This window comes from Streptomyces diastatochromogenes (assembly GCF_002242805.1).
Taxonomy (GTDB): domain Bacteria; phylum Actinomycetota; class Actinomycetes; order Streptomycetales; family Streptomycetaceae; genus Streptomyces; species Streptomyces diastatochromogenes.
Window position 1 is genome coordinate 241,867 of sequence record NZ_MCGQ01000012.1, and the last position, 22,768, is coordinate 264,634.

The window sequence follows — 22,768 nt, forward strand, 5'->3', positions numbered from 1 at the left end:
GGTGTGCGAGGATCGAACGCATGGGAACGGGCAGCAGTCGCCGGGTGGGCCGGCCGAGGGCCGCGCAGCGGCCGGACAGCGGCCTCGAACCGCGCGCCGAACTGCTCGCCGCGGCCGCCGAGCTGTTCACCACCCGTGGCTACGCGGCCACCACCACCCGGGCCGTCGCCGAGCGCGCGGGCATGCGGCAGGCGTCCATGTACCACTACGTCTCCGGCAAGGAGGAACTGCTCGCCGACCTGCTGGAGTCCACCGTCACGCCCTCGCTGGCCCGGGCCCGTGAGCTGCTCGCGGAGGACGCCGAGGGCGCAGCCCCGGCCGAGGACCGGCTGTGGGAGCTGTGCCGCACCGACGTGGAGCTGCTGTGCGGCGGGCCGCACAACCTCGGCGGGCTCTATCTGCTGCCCGAGGTGCGCACCGAGCGGTTCGCGGGCTTCCATGCCGTACGGGCCGAACTCAAGGACGGCTACCGGCAGTTGCTGGCCGCCACCGCCGCGGGCGGGGCGCTGGCCAAGAGCGAGCTGGATCTGCGCACGGATCTGGTCTTCGGTCTGATCGAGGGCGTCATCCTGGTGCACCGCTCCGAACCGGAGCGCTCCGTGGCGGAGTTCGCCCGCGCCACCGCCGACGCGGCACTGCGGATCGTCGGGGTCTGACCCGCCTTTTCACTCATCACGATGAGTGATTTTCGTACGCCCGTACGCCGTCACGTGTCGTGTTCGAATGATCGCCGAGCGTGTAAATGGGGCGAGCGTACTCCTGTTGCGTGGGCGATTTCAGGTGCTTGCCGAATATGACACGGCGATGATCCGGTCGGACTAAGCTCGCCCGCGGCGCACCGAGTTGAGGTGAATTCGTGCGCCTGTTCCCAAACTTCCCGATGATCCCCTTCAGTTCCATGAACCTTCCCCACGCAAGCTCCCCTGACACCCAGCCGACTCGTCTCAGAAGGCATCCATGGTGAGTGTTCAAAAGCCTCCCGGCGGCCGTGAACGTCCTTACGCGCGCGTGCTGTTGCTCCCGGCCATAGCGATGGCCGCGGCGACCGCGGCGGCGGTCACCCTGGCCCCGGCCTCGGCCCGGATCGCCGTCGGCGGGTGCGGGGCCGTGGCCCTGCTGCTGGTCCTCGCCACGGCCACCGAAGTGGTCCGCCGCGGACGCAGACTCCGCGCGGCGCAGGCCGAGCACGCCCGTCACACCGCGTATCTGGAGCGCCGCCTCGCTGCCCATGACGCGGAGATCGTCCGCCTCGGCACCGAGATCCTGCCCACCGCGCTCCACCGGCTGCGCCACGGAGAACCGCTCAGAGAGGTGATGCGCAAGGCGGTCGACGTCGACCCCGAACTGCGCAACATCCCCGACTCGCAGCGCCACCTGCTGCGCACGGCGCTGAAAGGCGCCGACCACGAGATCTCGATGCGCGACGCCACCGAGCGCTCCTTCGTCAGCATCGCCCGCCGCATCCAGGCCATCGTCCACCAGCAGGCCAACGAACTGCGGGAGATGGAGGAGGACCACGGCCGCAACCCCGAGGTCTTCGACGACCTGCTGCGCATCGACCACGGCACCGCGCTGATCGGCCGCCTCGCCGACACCATCTCCGTGCTCGGCGGCGGCCGCCCCGGCCGTCAGTGGCCGCTGCCCGTGTCGCTGTACAGCGTGCTGCGCGGTGCCATGTCCCGGATCCTGGAGTACCGGCGCATCGAGCTGAACTCCATCGTCAACATCAACATCAAGGGCACCTCGGTCGAGCCGATCATCCATGCGGCCGCCGAACTCCTCGACAACGCCACCCGCTACTCGCCGCCGACGACCAAGGTCCACGTCACCGCCACCGAGGTGCAGACCGGCGTCGTCATCGAGATCGAGGACGCCGGAGTCAGCCTCAGCGACGAAGGCCGCGCCCGCATCGAAAAGGCGATCGCGGACGCCATGGCGCGCGACGACGCGGAGAACCTGGGCTCGAACCCGCAGCTCGGCCTCGCCGTCGTGGGCCGCCTCTGCAAGAGCTTCGACATGCAGGTCTCGCTGCGCGCCTCCGCCTACGGCGGCGTCCGCGCGATCCTCATCGTGCCGCGCGTCATGACCACCACCGAGCCCGGTGTCGGCGCCGCCCACGGCATCGGTGCCACCGCCGTGCCCAAGCCCGAACTCGGCGCGGTCGAGGGCCCCAAGCGCCCGCCCAAGAAGCGCCGCCCCACCAGCCCCCGCATCCCGGCCGGGATCTCCATGGAGGACGACGTCCCCGAGGTCACCGAGTGGACGGCGGGCGGTCTGCCGCAGCGCCGCAGCCGGATGAAGACCCCGCTCAGCCAGCGGTACGCCGAACAGGCCGCCATCGAGCGCGCCGAGCGCGAGGGCCGGCCGACCATCTGGTCCCAGCCCAAGCCCGAGCCCGAGCCGGAGATGGACCCCGAGCTGAAGAAGCTCCGGGAGCGGCCGCCGGGCATGTGGGTCGACGACTTCTGGAACGGCCTGCGCAAGGGCATGCCCGAGGACGCCACCGCGGCCGAACTGACCGACTTCACGCTGAACCCGACCGCGTACCTGCACCTGCTCAACGATTCGGACACCGCCACCGAGGGCGCTACCGACGACGACGAGGGGAACCTCAAGTGATCCAGCAGCGAGGCAACTTGGACTGGATGCTCAAGCAGCTGAACGACGGCGTACCAGGCATCGAGATGATCGTGGTCCTCTCCGCCGACGGACTGCGTATCGCCCGCCACGGAGGCGACCCCGACGCCGCCGACCGGGTGGCCGCCGCCTGCGCGGGCGTACAGAGCCTCGCCGGTGCCATCATCCAGGAACTGCCCGGTGCCGGCGAGATGAAGCTCGTCGTCATCGAGATCGAGGGCGGCTACTTCTACCTCATGAACGCCGGTGCCAACGCCTTCCTCGCCGTGCTCGCCGACGTGACCTGCGAGCCGGGCCGGATGAGCGGCATGATGCGCGACCTCGTCGTTCGGATGGGCGCCCATCTCACCAGTCCGCCCCGGCGGAACGGGCAGACCGTATGACTCCTCCGCGACGCAAACGGCGCCAGCCGCAACCACTGCCGCCCCCGCCTCCGCCGCCCCCCAAACCGGCGGAGGGCGAGGAGAACCCCAGGTACCCGGAACGGCTGTACACCATCGCCGGCAGCGCCGACGGCGGCCGGGCCGAACTCGACCTGGTCACCTTAATCGTGGCGCGTTCCGCGCCGCCGCCGTCCGCCTCACCGGAGGAGGCGGCAGTGCTCCGGCTCTGTACCGCCCCCCTGTCCGTGGCCGAGCTCTCGGCCTACCTCAATCTGCCGTTCAGCGCGATGACCGTCCTGATCACCGAGCTGATCACGACCGAACTGGTGCAGGCGCGCGCCCCGATCGTCCGCAAGGCGCTCCCAGACCGTTCACTCCTTGAAGCGGTGATGCATGGACTTCAACGGCTCTGACACCATTCCCGGCCCACGCACCGAGGACCATCTGCCGCACACGGCACAGGCCGCGGTGAAGATCGTGATCGTGGGCGGTTTCGGCGTCGGCAAGACCACCATGGTCGGTTCGGTCAGCGACATCAGACCGCTGACCACCGAGGAGACCATGACCCAGGCCGGTATCGGGGTCGACGACAACTACGGCTCCGAGACCAAGACCGCCACCACCGTGGCCATGGACTTCGGCCGCATCAGCATCACCGACAAGCTGGTGCTCTACCTCTTCGGCACCCCCGGCCAGGAGCGCTTCTGGTTCCTGTGGAACGGCCTGTTCGAGGGCGCGCTCGGCGCGGTCGTCCTGGTCGACACCCGGCGCCTGGAGGTCAGCTTCGACGTCATGGGACGACTGGAGGAACGGGGCGTTCCGTTCGTCGTCGCCGTCAACTCCTTCCCCGACGCGCCCCGTTACCCGACCGAGGAACTGCGCACCGCGCTGGACCTGGCCCCGGAGATCCCGATCCTCGACTGCGACGTGCGCCGCCGGGCCTCCAGCAAGGAGGTGCTGATGACCCTGATGCGCTTCCTGCACTCGATCGCCCTGTCCGGCGCCCTCACCTGACCCGTATCCGTCCATACCCCCACACCTTCCGTTCCGGAGCGACACTGTGACGCCTGAACCCCAATCCCTGACCGGCACCGACCCCACCGCCGGCCCGCCGCCGGGCTGCCCGGCGCACGGCCTGGGCCCCGGGGGGCTGCACCGGCTCTACGGCCCCGACGCGGCCGATCTGGGCGACCTCTACGAGCGGCTGCGGGAGGAGCACGGCCCCGTGGCGCCCGTGCTGCTCCACGAGGACGTACCCATGTGGGTGGTCCTCGGGCACGCCGAGAACCTGCACCTGGTCCGCAGCCCTTCCCAGTACGCCCGCGACAGCCGGATCTGGACCCCGCTGCAGGAGGGCATGGTCAAACCCGACCACCCGCTCATGCCGCACATCGCCTGGCAGCCCATCTGCTCGCACGCCGAGGGGGACGAGCACCAGCGGCTGCGCGCGGCGGTCACCGGCGCCATGTCGACCATCGACCACCGCACCATGCGCCGCCACATCGGCCGTTACACCCAGGAACTGGTCAACGACTTCTGCGAGCGGGGCCGGGCCGACCTGGTCTCCCAGTTCGCCGAGCACCTGCCGATGGCCGTCATGTGCGAGATCCTCGGCATGCCCGAGGAGTACAACGACCGGATGGTGCAGGCCGCCCGCGACGCGCTCAAGGGCACCGAGACCGCCATCCAGAGCCACACCTACGTCATGGACGCGCTGAGCCGGCTCACCACCCGCCGCCGCGCCCGGCCCGACGACGACGTCACCAGTCACCTCATCACGCACCCCGCGGGACTGAGCGACGACGAGGTCCGCGAACACCTGCGCCTCGTCCTCTTCGCGGCCTACGAGGCCACCGCCAACCTGCTCGCCAACGCGCTGCGCATGGTCCTCACCGAGCCGGGCTTCCGTGCCCAGCTCAACGGCGGCCAGATGACCGTGCCGGAGGCGATCGAGCAGTCCCTGTGGGACGAGCCGCCGTTCAGCACCGTTCTCGGCTACTTCGCCAAGCAGGACACCGAGCTGGGCGGCCAGCGCATCCGCAAGGGCGACGGGCTGCTCATGGCGCCCGCCCCGGGCAACGTGGACCCGCGGGTGCGTCCCGACCTGTCGGCCAACATGCAGGGCAACCGCTCGCACCTCGCGTTCGGCGGCGGCCCGCACGAGTGCCCCGGCCAGGACATCGGCCGTGCCATCGCCGACGTCGGCGTGGACGCCCTGCTGACGCGGCTCTCGGACATCCAGCTGGACTGCCCCGAGGAGGACCTGCGCTGGCGCTCCTCCATCGCCTCCCGGCACCTGGTGGCCCTGCCGGTGCGCTTCGAACCGAAGCCCCAGCAGGACGTGGAACTTCCGCCCAGCGCGTCGCACATCCCGAACCAGCGGGCCACGTGGCAGGTCGGCAGCGTCCGCACGGAACCGACGCCCGCGCCGGACGTCACTCCGGAGATCCCCCGCCCCGCCCCCGAGCCCGTCCCCGCGGCACCGGTGCAGCCCCGCCGCCAGAACGTGTGGCAGCGGATGCTGCGCTGGTGGCGCGGGGAGTGAGCGCGGGGGACGGGGCTACGGCTCCTGGCCGGCGGCCCACCGCTCGGGCGAGTGCCAGGCCTGGAGCGTCCGTCCGCTGACGAACGTGTGCTCCGCCCCCGTGACCGGATCGGTGAACTCCAGCCTCCGCGCGAGCAGTTGCAGCGGACGCCGGAAGTCGTCGTCCGGCACGGGGGCGGTCACCTCCGGATACAGCGGGTCGCCGAGGATGGGCACGCCCAGCGCGCTCAGGTGCACCCGCAGCTGGTGGGTCTGCCCCGTCTCCGGGACGAGCCGGTACCGGGCCAGCGCGGCCCGGTGCTCGGCCAGCTCCACCCGGGTCACGGCGTTCGGCTCGCCCTCGACCTCCCGCGCGGCCGGAACTCCGCGTTCCTTCAGGATCCGGCTGCGCACGGTCCGGGGCAGAGCGAGCGAGGCGTCGTACGGCGCGATCGCCTCGTACTCCTTGCGGACCAGCCGGTCCGCGAACAGCGTCTGGTACGCGCCGCGCTCCTCGGGCCGCACCGTGAACAGCACGAGACCCGCGGTGAGCCGGTCCAGCCGGTGCGCGGCGGACAGCGACGGGATGCCCAGCTCGCTCCGCAGCCGGGCCAGCACGGTCTGGGCGACATGGGTGCCGCGCGGGGTCGTCGCGAGGAAGTGCGGCTTGTCGGCCACGACGATGTGCGCGTCCCGGTGGACCACCTCCACCGGGAACGGCACCGGCACCTCGGGGGCCAGCTCCCGCTGGAACCACACGAACATCCCGGGCTCGTACGGCGCGTCCGGCGCCACCGCCCGCCCGTCGGCGCCCACGATCAGCCCGGCACCGAACATCGCCTCGACCACCCCGGGCCCGGCCCCCGTCAGCCGCGCCACGAGATACTCCCGCACGGTCGCCCACACCCCGCCGAACGGCAGCCGCACCCGCACCGGGTCGACACCGTCGCGCTGGGGGAGCGGGGCGGGCGGGGGCGGGGTACGTCGTCTCACCGGTCAAGGGTACGAGGGCGGTGTCTGTGGGCGGTGCCTGGCATGATCGACGTGTGACCAGGGAATCTGCGCAGTCGGGCCGTTCGAGGTATGTCCTGTTCGATGTCGACGGCACGCTGATGGACGCGGTGAGCAACCAGCGCCAGGTATGGCGAGCGTGGGCCGAGCGATACGGGCTGGACGCCGACGAGGTGTACCAAGTGGCCCTGCGGACACGGCCGATGGAGACGTTCGCCCAGGTCGCCGCGGACCGCGATCCGCACGCGTGCCTGGCCGCGCTGCACGAGCTGGAGGACGAGGACGTACGGTCCGGGGTCTACGCGGCCTTCGACGGCGCGTCGGAGTTGCTGCACGGTCTGCCGCCGGGGTCCTGGGCGCTGGTGACCTCGAACTACGAGCACCGGGTGCGCGGCCGTTTCCTGCGGACGGGCCTGCCGGTGCCGGGCCTGATCGTGGACGCGGCCGCCGTCGAGGAGGGCAAGCCCTCGCCCGTGCCGTATCTGCGGGCCGCCGCACTGCTGGGTGCCGAGCCGGAAGACTGCCTGGTCGTCGAGGACGCCCCGTCCGGAGTCGAGTCCGGGCTGCGGGCCGGGATGACGGTGTGGGGCGTGAACGCCGCTGCCGCGGTGGAGGGCGTGCACCGCCACTTCGGGAGCCTGAGTGCGGCGGTCCCGCACATCCTGGCCTTCGCATCCGGATCGCACGGGCATGCCGTGGCCCGGTGAGTGCGGTCAGGAGGATTCCGCGGGTACGGCCACTGCTGATGCTTCCGGCGCGGTGTGCGGCTGATGTGCCTTCCGTGCCCGGTACAGGAAGCCGGACAGCAGCGTGAACAGCAGGAACAGCACCGTGAACCACTGGAAGTACCAGTGCCCGCCCGCCGGGTCGTACACCGCCGCGCGGGGCCAGGCCAGGTTGAGAGTCATCGCGAGGCCGTAGAGGAGGGCCAGGGCGTTGACCGGGATCCCCCAGCGGCCGAGGGAGAAGAGCGGGGCGCCCGTCTCGTCCGTGCCCGTCGTGGTGAACCGGCCGCGCAGGCGGCTGAGCAGCAGCGGGCCCGTCACCATCGCGTAGGCCAGGTACAGCATCACGATGCAGGTCGTGCCGATGGCCAGGAACGCCTCCGGTGAGGCGAAGTTGAGCAGCAGCAGGGCGGCGGCCAGGACACCGACCACCAGGGCGGGGGTGCCGGGCATGCCCGTGCGGGGGTTGACCCTGGCCAGATGGCGGGCGAAGGGCAGCCGGCCGTCGCGGGCCATGGAGAACAGCATGCGGCAGGCCGCCGTCTGGATCGCGAGCGTGGCCACGGCGATCGCCACCGCCACGTCGGCCAGCAGCACCCGGCCCACCCCGTCGCCCAGGCTGCTGGTGAGGACGTAACTCAGCCCGTCCACCGCCAGTTTCCCGTCGGTGAGGCTGGGCGCGGCGAGGATGCCGCCGAGGACGACGAGGCCGCCGAGCAGCCCGGCCGCACCGAGGGCGGTGAGGATGGTGCGCGGTGCCGTACGGCGTGGCTGGTGGGTCTCCTCGCTCATCTCGCCCGCGCTGTCGAAGCCGATCATCACGTACGCCGCCGTGAACGAGCCGATCAGCAGCGCCCCGAACAGGCCGCTCCCGGCGCCGCCGGTGGTGTGGAAGGTGATGCCGGGGGAGCGCCGGGAATGGGTCAGCAGAAGGACCACGATCAGCACCGCGCCGATGATCTCGGCAGTCACGCCGACCCGGTTGACCAGGGACATCACACGGTTGTCCACGAGGTTGACCAGCGTGGTCAGCGCCAGCAGGGCCACGCCGAGCACCGCCGCGTTGGCGGCGCCGTCGGCGGAGGCGGGCGAGGTGTCGGTGCCGATCAGCTGGAAGCCGGACCAGAGCGCGGGCAGCACCATCTGCAGGGCCAGCGCGGCCGCCGAGACCACCACGATCTGCCCGATCACCATGATCCAGCCGGCGAACCAGCCGAAGGCGGGGGTGGCCAGGCGCGAGGACCACTGGTAGATCGCTCCGGAGATGGGGTAGCGCGCGGCCAGTTCCGCGAAGCACGCGGCGACCGCCAGCTGGCCGATCAGCACGGCCGGCCAGGCCCAGAAGAAGACCGGCCCGCCGAAGGAGTAGCCGAAGGCGAAGAACTGGAAGACGGTGGTCAGGACGGAGATGAAGGAGAAGCCGGCGGCGAAGGAGGCGTACCGGCCCAGGCTGCGGTGCAGCTCCTGGCGGTAGCCGAACTCCTCCAGGGAGCGGTCGTCGGTCGTCGTCACGGCGGCACCTGCCCGGGGTCGCGGGGAGTGAATTCCTGTCGAGCGACAGAAATTAGGGACGCGCTGTTTCCCCCGCGTCACACGGGCGTGTCCGTAACGGGCCCAAGTCCTCACGCCCTCAAGGGAGGGTGTCGGTGCGAGCACGCGAAAGCGGCGGCACCCCGTCAGGGTGCCGCCGCTTTCCAGGTGTTCAGGCTGCCGCCGCGCCGCCGCTCTCCTGCTCGGCCTCGATGCGGGCGTTCCACTCGCGCTTGGAGGCCTGCCAGCCGTCCTCGTTGTGGCCGAGGCGCCAGTAGCCGGAGATCGACAGGTCCTCGCGCGGGAACTGCAGCTCGACCCGGAGCAGTCGGCGCAGCTCCTTCACGAAGCCCGCCTCGCCGTGCACGAACGCGTGCGGCCGGCCCTCCGGGAAGCGAAGCCCGTGTACGGCCTCCAGCAGGGCCGTGCCCACCGGCCGGTCCCCGCGGTGCACCCAGACGACCTCCACCTCGGAGTCGATCTTCTGCTCCTCCTCGGGGCCGGACACCTCCACGAAGGCGTGCGCCCGGGCGTCGGACGGCAGCGTCTCCAGGGCGCGGGCGATCGCGGGCAGCGCGCTCTCGTCCCCCACGAGCAGATGCCAGTCGGCGCTCGGGTCGGGCGCGTACGCACCCCCGGGGCCCATGAAGTGCACGCTCTCACCGGGCTGCACGCGGGTGGCCCACGGCCCGGCCAGACCCTCGTCGCCGTGGATCACGAAGTCCAGGGTCAGCTCGCGGTGCTCGGGGTCCCAGGCGCGCACGGTGTACGTCCGGGTCACCGGCCAGTGCTCACGGGGGAACTCCGCACGGATCCGCTCCAGGTCGAAGGGCTCCGGGTAGGTCACGCCAGGAGGGCCGAACAGCAGCTTCACATAGTGGTCCGTGCAGGTGTCCGCGGCGAAACCGGCGAGGCCCTCGCCGCCGAGCACGACACGCTGCATGTGCGGGGTCAGCCGCTCGGTGCGCACCACCTGGGCGGTATGGGGCTTGCGCGGCTTTCGTCCCGGACGCTCTGCCATCACGGCCTCCTGCTGCGTTGGTTAGGTTTACCTAAGTTAGCATCTCTCTCCAGTTAACACGGGTTCCATGAGGGCTTGATGAACGCGTTTTGCCGGAATATTCCGGTCGGGATCACTCCCCCAGCGTCGTCAGCAGCCGCTGCAGGGAGCCGCCCAGCCCCCAGCGTGCCGCCAGCGCCTCCAGTCCCGCCGGATCGCGCGGGGTCCGCGGCAGCGTGGTGTCGACCTCCGGCAGCGGGACGTCGTCGGCCACCCGCACCACCTTCGGCGCGACCGCGACATACGGCCGGGCCTCGGTCAGCCGCTTGCGCTGCGACGGCGTGAGCTTCGCCTTCGGGTCGTCGACCGCGGCCATGATCCCGGCCAGGTCACCGAACTCGGCGAGCAGCTTGGCGGCAGTCTTCTCGCCGATGCCGGACACGCCCGGCAGGCCGTCGCTCGGATCGCCCCGCAGCAGGGCCAGATCCGCGTACCCTGGCCCGTCGACCCCGTACTTCTCGCGCAGTACCGCCTCGTCGGTCAGCTGCAGCGTGCCGACGCCCTTCAGCGGGTACAGCACGCGGATGTCGCGCTTGTCGTCGACGAGCTGATACAGGTCGCGGTCGCCGGTGACGATGTCCACCGGTCCGTCGGCGCGCGCGGTGAACGTGCCGATCACGTCGTCGGCCTCGTACTGCGCGACCCCGACCCGGGCGATGCCGACCGCGTCCAGCACGGCCTCGATGACCGGCACCTGCGGGGTGAGCGTGTCCGGCACCTCCTCCTCGTCCGGGGCGCCCTCGTGCTCCTCGGCGACCCGGTGCGCCTTGTACGTGGGGATCAGGTCCACCCGCCACTGCGGCCGCCAGTCCGCGTCCATGCAGGCCACCAGCTTCGCCGGCCGGTGGTCCTGCACCAGCCGGTCGATGAAGTCCAGCAGCCCCCGCACGGCGTTCACCGGCGTGCCGTCCGGCGCCCGCACGGAGTCCGGAACGCCGAAGTAGGCGCGGAAGTACAGCGAGGCGGTGTCGAGAAGCATGAGTCGTCCGGTCACGCTCGCATCATGCCGTACGGCACTGACAGTCATCTGCCGCCACGGATCCACCCCTGTGAGCTGGGCCACTTAAAAGTTTGACCAAGACCGTCCTGGGGAGGCGCGGCCTCTGATCTGTCCATCGCGACGAGAGGTACGCGTGTCATCCAGGCTTGAGGCGGAACACCTGTTCAAGGTGTTCGGCAGACGACCGGACCAGGCAGTCGAACGGCTGCGCCAGGGCGCCGACCGGGAGGAACTGCGCGCCGACGGCACCACGGCCGCCGTCATCGACGCCTCCTTCGAGGTCGAGGCCGGCGAGATCTTCGTCGTCATGGGCCTGTCCGGCTCCGGCAAGTCCACCCTGCTGCGCATGCTCAACGGCCTGCTGGAGCCGACCGCCGGCCAGGTCCGCTTCGACGGCCAGGACCTGACCGCGCTCACCGACCGCGCCCTGCGCGAACTGCGCTCGAAGAAGATCAGCATGGTCTTCCAGCACTTCGCGCTCTTCCCGCACCGCAGCGTCCGCGACAACGCCGCCTACGGCCTCGCCGTGCAGGGCGTGCCCCGCGCCGAGCGCGAGCGCCGCGCCGACGAGGCGCTCGCCCTGTGCGGGCTGGCCGGCTGGGAGAACTCCTGGCCCGACGAGCTGTCCGGCGGCATGCAGCAGCGCGTGGGCCTCGCCCGCGCCCTCGCCACCGACGCCGACCTGCTCCTCATGGACGAGTCCTTCAGCGCCCTGGACCCGCTGATCCGCCGCGACATGCAGGACCAGCTCCTGGAGCTGCAGAAGACCCTGAAGAAGACCATCGTCTTCATCACCCACGACCTCAACGAGGCCATGCGGCTCGGCGACCGCGTCGCCGTCATGCGCGACGGCCGCATCGTGCAGACCGGCACCGCCGAGGACATCCTGCTGCGCCCCGCGAACGACTACGTCGCCTCCTTCATCCAGGACGTCGACCGCTCCCGTGTGCTGACCGCCGCCGCCGTCATGGACACCGATCTCCGCGGCGACGAGTCCGACTGCGGCTGCGAGACGGCCACCCCCGCCACGCCCTTCGCCGAGCTGTGCGCGATCAGCGCCCGCCTGACCCACCCGGTCGCCGTCCTCGACGCCGACCGCGCGCTCGTCGGCGTCGTACCCCGGCAGCGCCTCGTCGGCTTCCTCGGCGACGAACAGGCCGTGCCCACGGCCTGTGACAACGGCGGGAAGAAGGTGATCGCCCGTGCCTAGGCTGCACCTCGGCGACTGGGTCGACTCAGGGGTCGACTGGCTGGTCGCCCACCTCTCCTGGCTGTTCGACGCGATCCGCGCGGTCGTGGAGGGCATGTACGACGGCATCGACGCGGTCCTCACCGCGCCCGAACCCCTGCTGCTGGCGGGCATCCTCGCGGTCGCCGCCTGGTGGCTGCGCGGCCTGGTCGCGGGCGTCCTCGCCTTCGCCGGGTTCGCCCTCGTCGACTCGCTCGACCTGTGGGACCGGGCCATGTCCACCCTGGCGCTGGTCCTGGTCGCCACCGTCATCGCCCTGGTGATCTCGATCCCGCTGGGCATCTGGGCCGCCCGCTCCCGGGCGGTCAGCGCGGCCGTACGGCCCGTCCTGGACCTGCTCCAGACGATGCCCTCGATGGTCCTGCTGATCCCGGCCATCCTCTTCTTCGGCCTGGGCACCGCCGCCGGTGTCATCGCCACCCTGGTCTTCGCGCTCGCCCCCGGCGTCCGCATGACCGAGCTGGGCATCCGCCAGGTCGACGCCGAACTGGTCGAGGCCGCCGAGGCGTTCGGCACCACCCCGCGCGACACCCTGCTCCGCGTCCAACTGCCGCTCGCCCTGCCGACCATCATGGCCGGCGTCAACCAGGTGATCATGCTGGGCCTGTCCATGGTCGTCATCGCCGGCATGGTCGGCACCGGCGGCCTGGGCGGCGCGGTCAACGAGGCCATCGGCCGGCTCGACATCGGCTTCGGCTTCGAGGCGGGCGTCGGCATCGTCGTCCTCGCCATCTACCTGGACCGCATGACCAGCGCCCTCGGTACCCAGCTCTCCCCGCTGGGCCGCAGGGCCGCCGCGAAGGCCCGGACGACCGCGTGGTCGTACCGCCCGCGCCCGGCGGTCGCCGTCGTCGGCGTGGTCGTCCTCGCCCTCGTCGCGGGAGGCATGGGGATCTTCGGCTCCTCCTCCGGCACCTCCCGGGCCTCCGCCACGAACATCGGCAAGGGCCGGGAGATCAAGATCGGCTACATCCCCTGGGACGAGGGCATCGCCTCCACCTACCTCTGGAAGGAGCTGCTGGAGGAGCGCGGCTTCAAGGTGACGACCACCCAGTACACCGCCGCCCCCCTCTACACCGGCCTTGCCACCGGCCAGGTCGACTTCCAGACCGACTCCTGGCTGCCGACCACCCACGCCGAGTACTGGAAGAAGTACGGCAAGCAACTGGACGACCTCGGCAAGTGGTACGGCCCCACCTCCCTGGAGCTGACCGTCCCCTCCTATGTCAAGGACGTGAACTCCCTGGCGGACCTGAAGGACCACGCCTCCGAGTTCGGCGGGAAGATCGTCGGCATCGAGCCCAGCGCGGGCATGATGGGCCTGCTCAAGAGCAAGGTCCTCAAGGAGTACGGCCTCGACGGCACGTACGACGTCGTCGACGGCTCCACGCCCGCGATGCTCGCCGAGCTGCAGCGCGCCTACGCCAAGAAGCAGCCGGTCGTCGTCACCCTGTGGTCCCCGCACTGGGCGTACAGCGACTACGACCTGAAGAAGCTGAAGGACCCGAAGGGCGCCTGGGGCGCGGGCGACGGCGTGCACACCCTCGCCCGCAAGGGTTTCGCCGCCGACAACCCCGAGGTCGGCACCTGGCTGAAGAACTTCTCGATGACCGAGGAGCAGCTCACCGGCCTGGAGGCGCAGATCCAGAAGTCCGGCAAGGGCGGGGAACAGGACGCCGCGCGCACCTGGCTGAAGCAGCACCCGGGCCTGGTCGACCGGTGGGCGCCGGTGGCCCGGCAGGGCGCCAAGAGCCGGGCGGCCGGGTGACCTGACCTCCCGGACCGCCGCCCGAGGGGTGGGCAGCGCCGTACGCCCGTGGGCGTGGGGCGCCGCCCACCCCTCGGTGCGTATCCGGGTGCCGGATCTCGTGGCGTATCCAGGTGCCGAATCCCGGGAGTCCCCTACGGGTTGGATCCGGCCAACCACGGAGCGCCATGGGCCTGCCCCGACGGGAACACCGAGGCCCGCTTCGGCCTTGAACCAGGGGAGACCCGTCCCGCACGGCGAGCAGCCGCACTGGCGCGAACCATGGGGGTGCGGGCCCACCGGCGTGTCAGGGATGTGACAGCCGCATGAAACGGTTTGCCGAACATGCGTAGGGTGCAGACAACTCATCAGAGGTGTGTCCCGCGACGGACACCCGGTCGGCGGCACGACGAGTGAAGGAGGGAGCCGGAGCGATGGGCGACCACAAAGAGCAACAGGCCGTGCGGGTGGGCGCGGCCGTCCGGCGGCGTCGCCGTGCGCTGGAACTCACCCTCGCCGTCGTGGCCGAGCGCACCGGCCTCTCGGTGCCCTTCCTCAGCCAGGTCGAGAACGACAAGGCCCGCCCGAGCCGCACCTCCCTGGAGAAGCTGGCCGACGCCCTGCGCACCACGGCCGTGGAGCTCCTCGCCGCCGCCGACCCGGCGGCCAGCGTGGACGTCGTACGCGCCGAGCCCGTCGCCGAGGGCGACTTCGACCCGCGCACCCGCTCCCTGGTGCGCGGCCACCATCAGCTGCACGCCTCCGAGTTCACCGGCGACCATGACGCCGGGCGGGAGTTCCAGCACCGTAACGACGAGCTGATGTACGTCGCCGACGGGGCGGTCGAGATCGAGGCGGAGGGGCGGGCGTATCGCCTCGGGCGCGGCGACACCCTGTATCTGACGGGCGGGGTTCGGCACCGCTGGCGGGCGACGGTTCCGGACACGCGGGTCATCGTGGTGGCGGTCGCCGAACATATCGAGGCTGTTCAGGACAGGGCTCGCTGAGAACGGGTGCGCGTCGTCTCCCTGGTTCCCTCCCTCACCGAGGCGGTGGCTGTCACGCTGCCCGGGGTCCTCGTCGGCGCCACGGACTGGTGCGGCCATCCGGTGGATCTGGACGTCGGCCGGATCGGGGGGACCAAGAACCCCGATGTGCAGCGGATCCTCGGCCTCGCCCCTGACCTGGTGATCGCCAACGAGGAGGAGAACCGCGCCCCCGATCTGGACGCACTCCGCGCGGGGGGACTGGAGGTGCTGGTCACCGAGGTGCGGAGCGTGCCGCAGGCCTTTCGGGAGCTGGAGCGGGTGCTGGCCGCGTGCGGCGCGCCGGACCGGCCGCCGTGGCTGGAGGAGGCGGAGGCCGTCTGGAGCGGGCTTCCCGAGCCGGAGAGGCGTACGACGGCGGTCGTGCCGATCTGGCGCCGGCCCTGGATGGTCCTGGGCCGGGACACCTTCGCGGGTGACGTGCTGACCCGGCTGGGCGTGCACCACCTGTACGCCACGCACCCCGACCGCTACCCGCGCGTGCCCTTGGACGAGCTGCGGGCGGCGGCCCCGGACGTCGTGGTCCTGCCGGACGAGCCCTACCGGTTCACCGCCGACGACGGCCCCGAGGCGTTTCCCGGACTGAGCTGCGCCCTGGTCAGCGGACGGCACCTGACCTGGTACGGACCGTCGCTGGCCGAGGCGCCACGGGTGCTGGGCGAGGCCCTGCGAGCAGCTCACCGCTGAGCAGTCCCCGTACCGTCCCCGACGCGGCCGCGAGCCACGCGGTGACCAGGAGGCCGTACAGTCCGACGCTCAGGACCTCGTACCCGGCGAGCCCGGTGTGCCGGGCGAGGGTGGCGGCGCCGGTGACACAGGTGCCCAGCGGGAAGGTGAACGCCCACCAGGTCATGGTGAAGCCCATGCCGTGCCGCCGGGCCCGCACCACGTGCGCGGCCGCGAGCGCCAGCCACAGCAGCGCGAACCCCATGACCGGCACCCCGTAGAGCAGCGCGAACACCGCGAAACCGCGGTCGTACGGGGCCGGTACGACCCGGGGAGCCGTGTCCGCGATCAGGCCGACGGCGGTGGTGGACTGCCCGAGCGGGCCGAGGACCAGGAACAGGGTCGGGGTGAGGGCGAGCGGCAGCGGCCCCGAGGTGATCAGCCGGGCGAAGACCAGCGGCAGCATCAGCAGCGTCGCCAGCAGGCTCAGCCCGAACAGCGCGAAGCACGCCAGCAGCAGGGTCTCCCGGGGCTGCCCCGGCGGCAGATAGGGCACCAGCAGCGGACCGAGCGCGGCGGAGACCATCGGCGCGACGAGCGGCAGCAGCCAGACCGGGGTGGCCTGGGCGGCCTGGACGCGGTGGCGTACGCCCATCAGGTACGGCACGGCCACGGCGGCCGCGAGCCCGACCGCGGTACCGGCGGTGAACAGGACCGTGTCGAGCGCGACGGCCGGACCGGTGCCGATCCAGTCCCGGCCGAGGGTCAGGGCGCCGCCGCCGACCGCCAGCAGGGCCATGGACAGGCAGCCGTAGAAGGGGGCCATGGAGGGGTCGAGGAGGTCGGCGCGGGCCTGGTCGCGGTGGTGGGTCCAGTGCCGGGCGCGGGCGGTCAGCAGGGTCAGCAGCAGGAGCAGGGCCAGCGCCCAGACGGCCGTGCAGACCTCGCGGAGCCCGGGGAGGTGCAGGGGGAGCGCGGCACCGGCCGTGCCGACGATGGAGGTTCCCATCACGGAGGCGTACCAGTTGGGACCGAGGTGCCGGACGCGGATCGCGCGTGTGGCGGGCAGGGGATGGGCTGCGGTGACCATGTCCTCACCCTCGCGCCGCCGATCGGCGCTGACCAGGGAGTTCACGTCTATGAGGGCATAAGCTGGTCTTATGAGCGAGGAGTACGCGACGGACGACGGCCGCCCCGGCGGCCCGCTGGCGCACCGGGTGCCGGACCTCGGCGCGCTGGAGCTGCTGCTGGCCGTGGCGCGGCTGGGCAGTCTCGGGGCGGCGGCGCGGGAGGTCGGCATCACCCAGCCGGCCGCCAGCAGCCGCATCCGGTCCATGGAACGGCAACTGGGCGTCGCCCTGGTCGACCGCTCCCCGCGCGGCTCCCGGCTCACCGACGCGGGTGCCCTGGTGACGGACTGGGCCCGCCGGGTGGTGGAGGCGGCGGCGGCCTTCGACGCGGGCGCGCGGGCCCTGCGCGACCGGCGGGACTCCCGGCTGCGGGTCGCGGCGAGCATGACCATCGCGGAGTACCTGCTCCCGGGCTGGCTCCTCGCCCTGCACGCCGAGCGCCCCGACACCGCGGTGTCCCTGCTCGCGGGCAACTCGGCGAAGGTCGCGGAACTCCTGCTGGCCGACGAGGCGGACCTGGGCTTCGTGGAGGGCCTCACCGTCCCGGCGGGCCTGGACTCCGCGGTGATCGCCCACGACCGCCTGATCGTCGTCACGGCCCCCGGCCACCCCTGGGCCCGCCGCCGGCGCCCCGTGACGGCTCAGGAGCTGGCCGCCACACCCCTGATCCTGCGCGAGCGGGGCTCCGGCACCCGCCAGGTCCTGGACACGGCGTTGGGCGGCCTGGCCCGGCCCCTGATCGAACTGTCCTCCACCACGGCGGTGAAGGCCTCGGCGGTGAGCGGCGCGGGCCCCTCCGTCCTCAGCGAACTGGCGGTCGGGGAGGAGCTGGCGATGCGGCGGCTGGTGGGTATCCCGGTGGAAGGCGTGTCGTTGCGCCGGGACCTGCGTGCGGTGTGGCCCACGGGGCATCGGCCCACGGGGCCGGCACGGGAGTTGCTTTCCTTGACGAGGGGGTGAGGTCAGGATGCGGCCCGCACGAGCGCCTGCATGACGCGCAGATCCTTCCCCATCTCCGGATGCCACTGCACCCCGAGCACCCATCCCTCGCTCGACGGCAGTTCGATCGCCTCCACGGTCCCGTCCTCCGCGTGAGCCGAGGGCACCAGGCCCGTACCGAGCCGCTCCACCGCCTGGTGGTGGTAGGTGGGCACGGAGGTCTCCTCGGGGACGATCCCCGCGTACAGCGTGCCCGGCACCGGCTTCACCGGATGGCTCCCGAACACGCCGACCACCTCCGCGTGCCCGTCCATGTGCTGCACCAGCGTCCCGCCCAGAGCCACGTTCAGCAGCTGCATCCCCCGGCAGATCCCCAGCACCGGCACCCCAGCCGCCAACGCGGCCTCGATCAGCGCGAGTTCCCACGCGTCGCGCTCCGGCGCGGGCGGTCCCGTACGCGGTGAGCGCTCGGCGCCGTACCGGGACGGATCCACGTCCGGTCCGCCCGCGATCACCAGCCCGTCCAGCCGCTCCACCGCATCCGCGGCCCGCTCGGGCGCGTCCGGCGGCAGCATGGCGGTGAGCCCCCCGGCCCGCTGCACCAGCCGCGGATAACCGGCCGGCACCAGCGCCGCGTCCAGCTCCCACACGCCCCAGCGCGTACCGGCCTCCAGGTACGTGCTCACACCGATCAGCGGTCGTACGGTCATGCCGCCCTCCCAGGAATCCAAAGGTCCATGCCCATACCTTTGCAGAGCCGGCTCACGCCAGGAAGCCCCGCAGCAGCGCCGCCGTACCCGCGCAGTGCTCCCGCATCATCTCCCGCGCCCCGTCCGCGTCCCCGTCCAGCACCGCCTCCACCAGCGCGATGTGCTGCCGCTGCGAGTGCTCCAGGTTGCGCACCAGCAGCGGGATGCAGTCCAGCAGGTCGTTGACGGTCGCCCGCACCGCCGCGTACTGCGCGGTCAGCGACGGCGAACCGCACAGCTCGGCCAGCGTCAGATGCAGCAGTGTGTCCAGCCGCCGGTACTCCGCGAGCGGCGCCTCATGGGTCCGGTCCAGCGCCTCCCGCAACCGGCCGGCCTGCTCGTCCGTCAGCCCGTGCGCCGCGCACAGCCCGGCCGCGCCCACCTCCAGCACCTCGCGGAAGCGCAGCACGTCCTCGATGTCGACCTCGGCGATCCGCCGCCGCAGCTCGTCCTCGCCGCCCGCGTCCGTGCGCGGCAGCACGAACGTTCCGCCGTACCGCCCGCGCCGGGCCTCCACCAGCCCCTGGTCCTGCAGCACCTTCAGCACCTCGCGCAGCGTCACCCGGCTGATCCCGAGCCGCTCCGCCAGCTCCCGCTCGGCCGGCAGCCGCTCGCCGCCCGGCACCAGACCGAGCCGCACGACCTGGAGGATCTGCTCCAGCGCCTCCTCGAAGCCGTTGCCGGCCCGTACCGGCCGCAACACCGGAGTGAGCCGGTCGTTCACGCTGTACGCGTCCGTCTCCTGCGACATCCGGCCGTACCCCCTTCCCAAGCAATGGTTCTCGGCAATACCTTATGGCTCCCGGCCCGGCCGAAAAAGCGTGAAGAAGCCGAAGGAGTTCTCCCGTGGCAGACCGCACACCCCCGCTGAGTGTCGAGGAGCTGCACGCCCTCGTCGCCGGTGGTGAGATCGACACTGTCGTCCTGGCCTTCCCCGACATGCAAGGGCGTCTCCAGGGCAAGCGGTTCGCCGCCCGCTTCTTCCTCGACGAGGTCCTGCAGCACGGCACCGAGGGCTGCAACTACCTCCTCGCCGTCGACACCGAGATGAACACCGTCGACGGTTACGCGATGTCCTCCTGGGACCGCGGTTACGGCGACTTCGCCATGCACCCCGACCTGTCCACCCTGCGCCGCATCCCCTGGCACCCCGGCACCGCCCTGCTCGTCGCCGACCTCGCCTGGAACGACGGCACCCCGGTCGTCGCCGCCCCGCGCCAGATCCTGCGCCGCCAGCTCGACCGGCTCGCCGAACTCGGCTACACCGCCCAGGTCGGCACCGAGCTGGAGTTCATCGTCTTCAAGGACAGCTACGAGCAGGCCTGGGACGCGAACTACCGCGGCCTGACCCCGGCCAACCAGTACAACATCGACTACTCCATCCTCGGCACCGGCCGCATCGAGCCCCTGCTGCGCCGGCTGCGCAACGACATGGCCGGCGCCGGCCTCACCGTCGAGTCCGCCAAGGGCGAGTGCAACCCCGGCCAGCACGAGATCGCCTTCCGCTACGACGAGGCCCTGCGCACCTGCGACCAGCACGCCCTCTACAAGACCGGCGCCAAGGAGATCGCCGCCCAGGAAGGCGTCTCGATCACCTTCATGGCCAAGTACAACGAGCGCGAGGGCAACTCCTGCCACATCCACCTCTCGCTCGCGGACGCCGACGGCGACAACGCGATGGCCGGGTCCGAGGGGATGTCCGACGTGATGCGGCACTTCCTCGCCGGACAGCTCGCGGCCCTGCGTGACTTCTCCCTGCTCTACGCCCCCAACATCAACTCCTACAAGCGGTTCCAGCCCGGCTCCTTCGCGCCCACCGCCGTCGCCTGGGGCCACGACAACCGCACCTGCTCCCTGCGCGTGGTCGGCCACGGCCGCTCCCTGCGCTTCGAGAACCGCCTCCCCGGCGGAGACGTCAACCCGTACCTCGCCGTCGCCGGACTGGTCGCGGCCGGCCTGTACGGCATCGAGCAGAAGCTGGAACTCCCCGAGCCCTGCCCCGGCAACGCCTACACCGCCGACTTCGAGCACGTCCCGACCACCCTGCGCGAGGCCGCCGAACTCTGGGAGAACAGCCCGATCGCCAAGGCCGCCTTCGGCGACGAGGTCGTCGCGCACTACCGCAACATGGCACGCGTCGAGCTGGAGGCCTTCGACGCGGCGGTGACCGACTGGGAGCTGCGCCGCTCCTTCGAACGCTTGTGAGGCATGACGTGTCGCAACTGTATGAACTCGACGTCCTCAACCCCGCGACGGAAGAGGTGATCGCGACCGTACCCGGCGCCGTCGAGCAGGACGTCGACGCGGCCGCGTACCGAGCCGAACGGGCCCAGCGGGCCTGGGCCGCACTCGCGCCCGTCGACCGGGCCCGGCTGCTGCGCCGCTTCGCCGCCGTCGTCGACGACCACATCGAGGAACTCGCCCGGCTGGAGGTGCGCGAGGCCGGCCACACCATCGGCAACGCCCGCTGGGAGGCCGGCAACGTCCGCGATCTGCTGGACTACGCGGCTGGGGGAGTGGAGCGGCTGACCGGTCGGCAGATCCCGGTCGCCGGCGGGCTGGACGTCACGTTTCTCGAACCGCTCGGTGTGGTGGGGGTCATCGCGCCCTGGAACTTCCCGATGCCGATCGCCGCGTGGGGCATGGCCCCGGCGCTCGCGGCGGGCAACGCGGTGCTGCTCAAGCCCGCCGAGACCACGCCGTTGACCGCCCTGCGCCTGGCCGAACTCGCGCTGGAGGCGGGCCTGCCCGAGCACCTGTTCCAGGTCCTGCCGGGCCGTGGCGACATCGCGGGCGAGTCCCTCGTGCTGAACCCGCGCGTCGGCAAGATCGTCTTCACCGGCTCCACCCGGGTCGGCAGGCGGATCATGGCGCTCTGCGCCGACCAGACCAAGCGCCTGACCCTCGAACTCGGCGGCAAGAGCCCCAACGTCGTCTTCGCCGACGCCGACCTCAAGGCCGCCCTCGACCCCTTCTCCTTCCTGGACAACTCCGGCCAGGACTGCTGCGCCCGCACCCGCATCCTCGTCCAGGAGTCGGTGTACGACGAGGCCCGCGACTTCCTCGCCGACGCGCTGGCCGGCGTCGTGGTGGGCGACCCGGCCGACGAGAAGACCCAGATGGGCCCGCTGATCTCCCGTCAGCAGCTCGATCGCGTCCGGTCGTACGTCCCCGAGGACGCCTCGGCCCTGCGCGGCAGCGCACCCGACGGACCCGGCTTCTGGTTCCCGCCGACCGTCCTGACGGGGGAGCGGCACGACAGCCAGGCCGCCCGCGAGGAGATCTTCGGCCCCGTCGCCGTCCTCCTCCCCTTCACCGACGAGGAGGACGCGATCCGCCTCGCCAACGACACCCCCTACGGCCTCTCCGGCTCCATCTGGACCCGGGACGTGGGCCGTGCCCTGCGCGTCTCGCAGGCCGTGCGCGCGGGCAACCTGTCCGTCAACTCCCACTCCAGCGTCCGCTACTCGACCCCGTTCGGCGGCTTCAAGCAGTCCGGACTCGGCCGTGAACTCGGCCCGGACGCCCTGACCGCCTTCACCGAAACCAAGAACGTCTTCATCAGCACGGAGGGCCCCGCACAGTGACCGCAGAAACTGTTTGTCGCCGCCTGGTCGGCCGTACCGCCGTCGTCACCGGAGCCGGCAGCGGCATCGGCCTCGCCGCCGCCCGCCGCCTCGCCTCCGAGGGCGCGCACGTGGTCTGCGGCGACGTCGACGAGGCCCGCGGCAAGGCCGCCGCCGACGAGGTCGGCGGGATCTTCGTCAAGGTCGACGTCACCGACCCCGAGCAGGTCGAGGCGTTGTTCAAGACGGCGTACGACACCTACGGCAGCGTCGACGTCGCCTTCAACAACGCCGGCATCTCCCCGCCCGACGACGACTCCATCCTGGAGACAGGGCTGGAGGCCTGGAAGCGGGTCCAGGAGGTCAACCTCACCTCCGTCTACCTGTGCTGCAAGGCCGCCATCCCGTACATGCGCCGCCAGGGCAAGGGCTCCATCATCAACACGGCGTCCTTCGTGGCCCGGATGGGCGCGGCCACCTCGCAGATCTCGTACACGGCCTCCAAGGGCGGTGTGCTGGCCATGTCCCGCGAACTGGGCGTGCAGTTCGCCCGCGAGGGCATCCGGGTGAACGCCCTGTGCCCCGGCCCGGTGAACACCCCGCTCCTCCAGGAGCTGTTCGCCAAGGACCCGGAGCGGGCCGCCCGCCGGCTCGTCCACATCCCCGTCGGCCGGTTCGCCGAGGCCGAGGAGATCGCCGCCGCCGTCGCCTTCCTGGCCAGCGACGACTCCTCCTTCGTCAACGCCACCGACTTCCTGGTGGACGGCGGAATCTCGGGCGCGTACGTCACGCCCCTGTAGGGACAA

22 protein-coding genes are annotated in these 22,768 nt (G+C 71.7%); 15 read left to right on the forward strand and 7 right to left on the reverse strand.

The features are described from left to right. Positions 1–20: 20 nt before the first annotated feature. From BEK98_RS14120 to BEK98_RS14145, 6 genes are all read left to right on the forward strand, one after another. On the forward strand, positions 21–656 hold the full coding sequence (locus BEK98_RS14120; RefSeq protein ID WP_094216843.1) for a TetR/AcrR family transcriptional regulator: 636 nt from the start codon (positions 21–23) through the stop codon (positions 654–656). 301 nt (positions 657–957) lie between these two features. Beyond that, positions 958–2,619 carry an ATP-binding protein gene (locus BEK98_RS14125; RefSeq protein WP_107428272.1) on the forward strand — a complete coding sequence of 554 codons (1,662 nt, stop codon included), beginning with the start codon at positions 958–960 and terminating at the stop codon, positions 2,617–2,619. Beyond that, positions 2,616–3,020: a roadblock/LC7 domain-containing protein gene (locus tag BEK98_RS14130; RefSeq protein WP_094216844.1), complete on the forward strand. Its 405-nt coding sequence runs from the start codon at positions 2,616–2,618 to the stop codon at positions 3,018–3,020. Before BEK98_RS14125 ends, BEK98_RS14130 begins: the two co-directional genes overlap by 4 nt. Then, positions 3,017–3,433: a DUF742 domain-containing protein gene (locus BEK98_RS14135; RefSeq protein WP_094216845.1), complete on the forward strand. Its 417-nt coding sequence runs from the start codon at positions 3,017–3,019 to the stop codon at positions 3,431–3,433. The genes BEK98_RS14130 and BEK98_RS14135 overlap by 4 nt, the downstream gene beginning before the upstream one ends. Beyond that, the gene (locus tag BEK98_RS14140) at positions 3,414–4,034 is read left to right on the forward strand and encodes a GTP-binding protein (RefSeq protein ID WP_094216846.1); all 621 of its coding nucleotides are present in this window, start codon (positions 3,414–3,416) and stop codon (positions 4,032–4,034) included. The genes BEK98_RS14135 and BEK98_RS14140 overlap by 20 nt, the downstream gene beginning before the upstream one ends. Before the next feature lie 46 nt (positions 4,035–4,080). Then, a complete protein-coding gene (locus BEK98_RS14145; RefSeq protein ID WP_094216847.1) occupies positions 4,081–5,565 on the forward strand; it encodes a cytochrome P450 in 1,485 nt (494 codons plus the stop codon). A gap of 15 nt (positions 5,566–5,580) precedes the next feature. Here the strand turns inward: BEK98_RS14145 and BEK98_RS14150 are convergent, their stop codons facing one another. Beyond that, positions 5,581–6,537, reverse strand: coding sequence for a pseudouridine synthase (locus tag BEK98_RS14150; protein WP_094216848.1), 957 nt, complete (start codon positions 6,535–6,537; stop codon positions 5,581–5,583). A 53-nt stretch (positions 6,538–6,590) separates the two neighbouring features. Here BEK98_RS14150 and BEK98_RS14155 point away from each other — a divergent pair, with 53 nt between their 5' ends. Next, a complete protein-coding gene (locus tag BEK98_RS14155; protein ID WP_094216849.1) occupies positions 6,591–7,262 on the forward strand; it encodes an HAD family hydrolase in 672 nt (223 codons plus the stop codon). Positions 7,263–7,268: 6 nt separating this feature from the next. Here BEK98_RS14155 and BEK98_RS14160 read toward each other — a convergent pair whose 3' ends face one another. From BEK98_RS14160 to BEK98_RS14170, 3 genes are all read right to left on the reverse strand, one after another. Next, positions 7,269–8,792 (reverse strand): amino acid permease, encoded by a 1,524-nt coding sequence (locus BEK98_RS14160; protein ID WP_244201855.1) that lies wholly within the window; start codon positions 8,790–8,792, stop codon positions 7,269–7,271. A 190-nt stretch (positions 8,793–8,982) separates the two neighbouring features. Next, positions 8,983–9,831: a siderophore-interacting protein gene (locus BEK98_RS14165; RefSeq protein ID WP_094216850.1), complete on the reverse strand. Its 849-nt coding sequence runs from the start codon at positions 9,829–9,831 to the stop codon at positions 8,983–8,985. 112 nt (positions 9,832–9,943) lie between these two features. Beyond that, positions 9,944–10,864 (reverse strand): 5'-3' exonuclease, encoded by a 921-nt coding sequence (locus BEK98_RS14170; RefSeq protein ID WP_094216851.1) that lies wholly within the window; start codon positions 10,862–10,864, stop codon positions 9,944–9,946. 139 nt (positions 10,865–11,003) lie between these two features. Between BEK98_RS14170 and BEK98_RS14175 the strand changes: the two genes are divergently transcribed. The 4 genes from BEK98_RS14175 (at position 11,004) to BEK98_RS14190 (ending at position 15,599) form a co-directional block, all read left to right on the forward strand. Next, on the forward strand, positions 11,004–12,080 hold the full coding sequence (locus BEK98_RS14175) for a quaternary amine ABC transporter ATP-binding protein (RefSeq protein ID WP_094216852.1): 1,077 nt from the start codon (positions 11,004–11,006) through the stop codon (positions 12,078–12,080). Beyond that, complete coding sequence (locus tag BEK98_RS14180; RefSeq protein ID WP_094216853.1) at positions 12,073–13,887, forward strand: ABC transporter permease/substrate binding protein; 1,815 nt, start codon at positions 12,073–12,075, stop codon at positions 13,885–13,887. Before BEK98_RS14175 ends, BEK98_RS14180 begins: the two co-directional genes overlap by 8 nt. A gap of 413 nt (positions 13,888–14,300) precedes the next feature. Then, entirely contained in the window at positions 14,301–14,873 is a 573-nt protein-coding gene (locus tag BEK98_RS14185) for a helix-turn-helix domain-containing protein (protein WP_094216854.1), read from the forward strand. 6 nt (positions 14,874–14,879) lie between these two features. Further along, positions 14,880–15,599, forward strand: coding sequence for a helical backbone metal receptor (locus BEK98_RS14190; RefSeq protein ID WP_094216855.1), 720 nt, complete (start codon positions 14,880–14,882; stop codon positions 15,597–15,599). Here BEK98_RS14190 and BEK98_RS14195 read toward each other — a convergent pair. Then, complete coding sequence (locus BEK98_RS14195) at positions 15,511–16,668, reverse strand: TDT family transporter (protein WP_094216949.1); 1,158 nt, start codon at positions 16,666–16,668, stop codon at positions 15,511–15,513. The two genes, BEK98_RS14190 and BEK98_RS14195, sit on opposite strands and share 89 nt — an antisense overlap. A 70-nt stretch (positions 16,669–16,738) precedes the next feature. Between BEK98_RS14195 and BEK98_RS14200 the strand changes: the two genes are divergently transcribed. Beyond that, entirely contained in the window at positions 16,739–17,668 is a 930-nt protein-coding gene (locus tag BEK98_RS14200) for a LysR family transcriptional regulator (RefSeq protein ID WP_094216856.1), read from the forward strand. A gap of 2 nt (positions 17,669–17,670) precedes the next feature. Here the strand turns inward: BEK98_RS14200 and BEK98_RS14205 are convergent, their stop codons facing one another. Both BEK98_RS14205 and BEK98_RS14210 read right to left on the reverse strand, forming a co-directional pair. Continuing rightward, positions 17,671–18,357 (reverse strand): gamma-glutamyl-gamma-aminobutyrate hydrolase family protein, encoded by a 687-nt coding sequence (locus BEK98_RS14205; RefSeq protein ID WP_094216857.1) that lies wholly within the window; start codon positions 18,355–18,357, stop codon positions 17,671–17,673. Between the two features lie 52 nt (positions 18,358–18,409). Continuing rightward, positions 18,410–19,147: a FadR/GntR family transcriptional regulator gene (locus tag BEK98_RS14210; RefSeq protein WP_094216858.1), complete on the reverse strand. Its 738-nt coding sequence runs from the start codon at positions 19,145–19,147 to the stop codon at positions 18,410–18,412. Positions 19,148–19,242: 95 nt separating this feature from the next. Between BEK98_RS14210 and BEK98_RS14215 the strand changes: the two genes are divergently transcribed. Genes BEK98_RS14215 through BEK98_RS14225 form a run of 3 tightly spaced genes read left to right on the forward strand, consistent with a single transcriptional unit; the run spans position 19,243 to position 22,762 of the window. After that, positions 19,243–20,601 carry a glutamine synthetase family protein gene (locus tag BEK98_RS14215; RefSeq protein ID WP_094216859.1) on the forward strand — a complete coding sequence of 453 codons (1,359 nt, stop codon included), beginning with the start codon at positions 19,243–19,245 and terminating at the stop codon, positions 20,599–20,601. 8 nt (positions 20,602–20,609) lie between these two features. Further along, positions 20,610–21,983, forward strand: coding sequence for an aldehyde dehydrogenase family protein (locus BEK98_RS14220; protein ID WP_094216860.1), 1,374 nt, complete (start codon positions 20,610–20,612; stop codon positions 21,981–21,983). Continuing rightward, on the forward strand, positions 21,980–22,762 hold the full coding sequence (locus BEK98_RS14225; protein WP_094216861.1) for a 3-oxoacyl-ACP reductase: 783 nt from the start codon (positions 21,980–21,982) through the stop codon (positions 22,760–22,762). The genes BEK98_RS14220 and BEK98_RS14225 overlap by 4 nt, the downstream gene beginning before the upstream one ends. Positions 22,763–22,768 lie beyond the last annotated feature (6 nt).

Bases quoted from the DNA above. Each gene is read 5' to 3' on its own strand.
- BEK98_RS14120 (WP_094216843.1), top strand. From the start codon at position 21: ATGGGAACGGGCAGCAGTCGCCGGGTGGGCCGGCCGAGGGCCGCGCAG.
- BEK98_RS14125 (WP_107428272.1), top strand. From the start codon at position 958: ATGGTGAGTGTTCAAAAGCCTCCCGGCGGCCGTGAACGTCCTTACGCG.
- BEK98_RS14135 (WP_094216845.1), top strand. From the start codon at position 3,017: ATGACTCCTCCGCGACGCAAACGGCGCCAGCCGCAACCACTGCCGCCC.
- BEK98_RS14140 (WP_094216846.1), top strand. From the start codon at position 3,414: ATGGACTTCAACGGCTCTGACACCATTCCCGGCCCACGCACCGAGGAC.
- BEK98_RS14165 (WP_094216850.1), bottom strand. From the start codon at position 9,831: ATGGCAGAGCGTCCGGGACGAAAGCCGCGCAAGCCCCATACCGCCCAG.
- BEK98_RS14185 (WP_094216854.1), top strand. From the start codon at position 14,301: ATGGGCGACCACAAAGAGCAACAGGCCGTGCGGGTGGGCGCGGCCGTC.
- BEK98_RS14195 (WP_094216949.1), bottom strand. From the start codon at position 16,668: ATGGTCACCGCAGCCCATCCCCTGCCCGCCACACGCGCGATCCGCGTC.
- BEK98_RS14200 (WP_094216856.1), top strand. From the start codon at position 16,739: ATGAGCGAGGAGTACGCGACGGACGACGGCCGCCCCGGCGGCCCGCTG.
- BEK98_RS14205 (WP_094216857.1), bottom strand. From the start codon at position 18,357: ATGACCGTACGACCGCTGATCGGTGTGAGCACGTACCTGGAGGCCGGT.
- BEK98_RS14210 (WP_094216858.1), bottom strand. From the start codon at position 19,147: ATGTCGCAGGAGACGGACGCGTACAGCGTGAACGACCGGCTCACTCCG.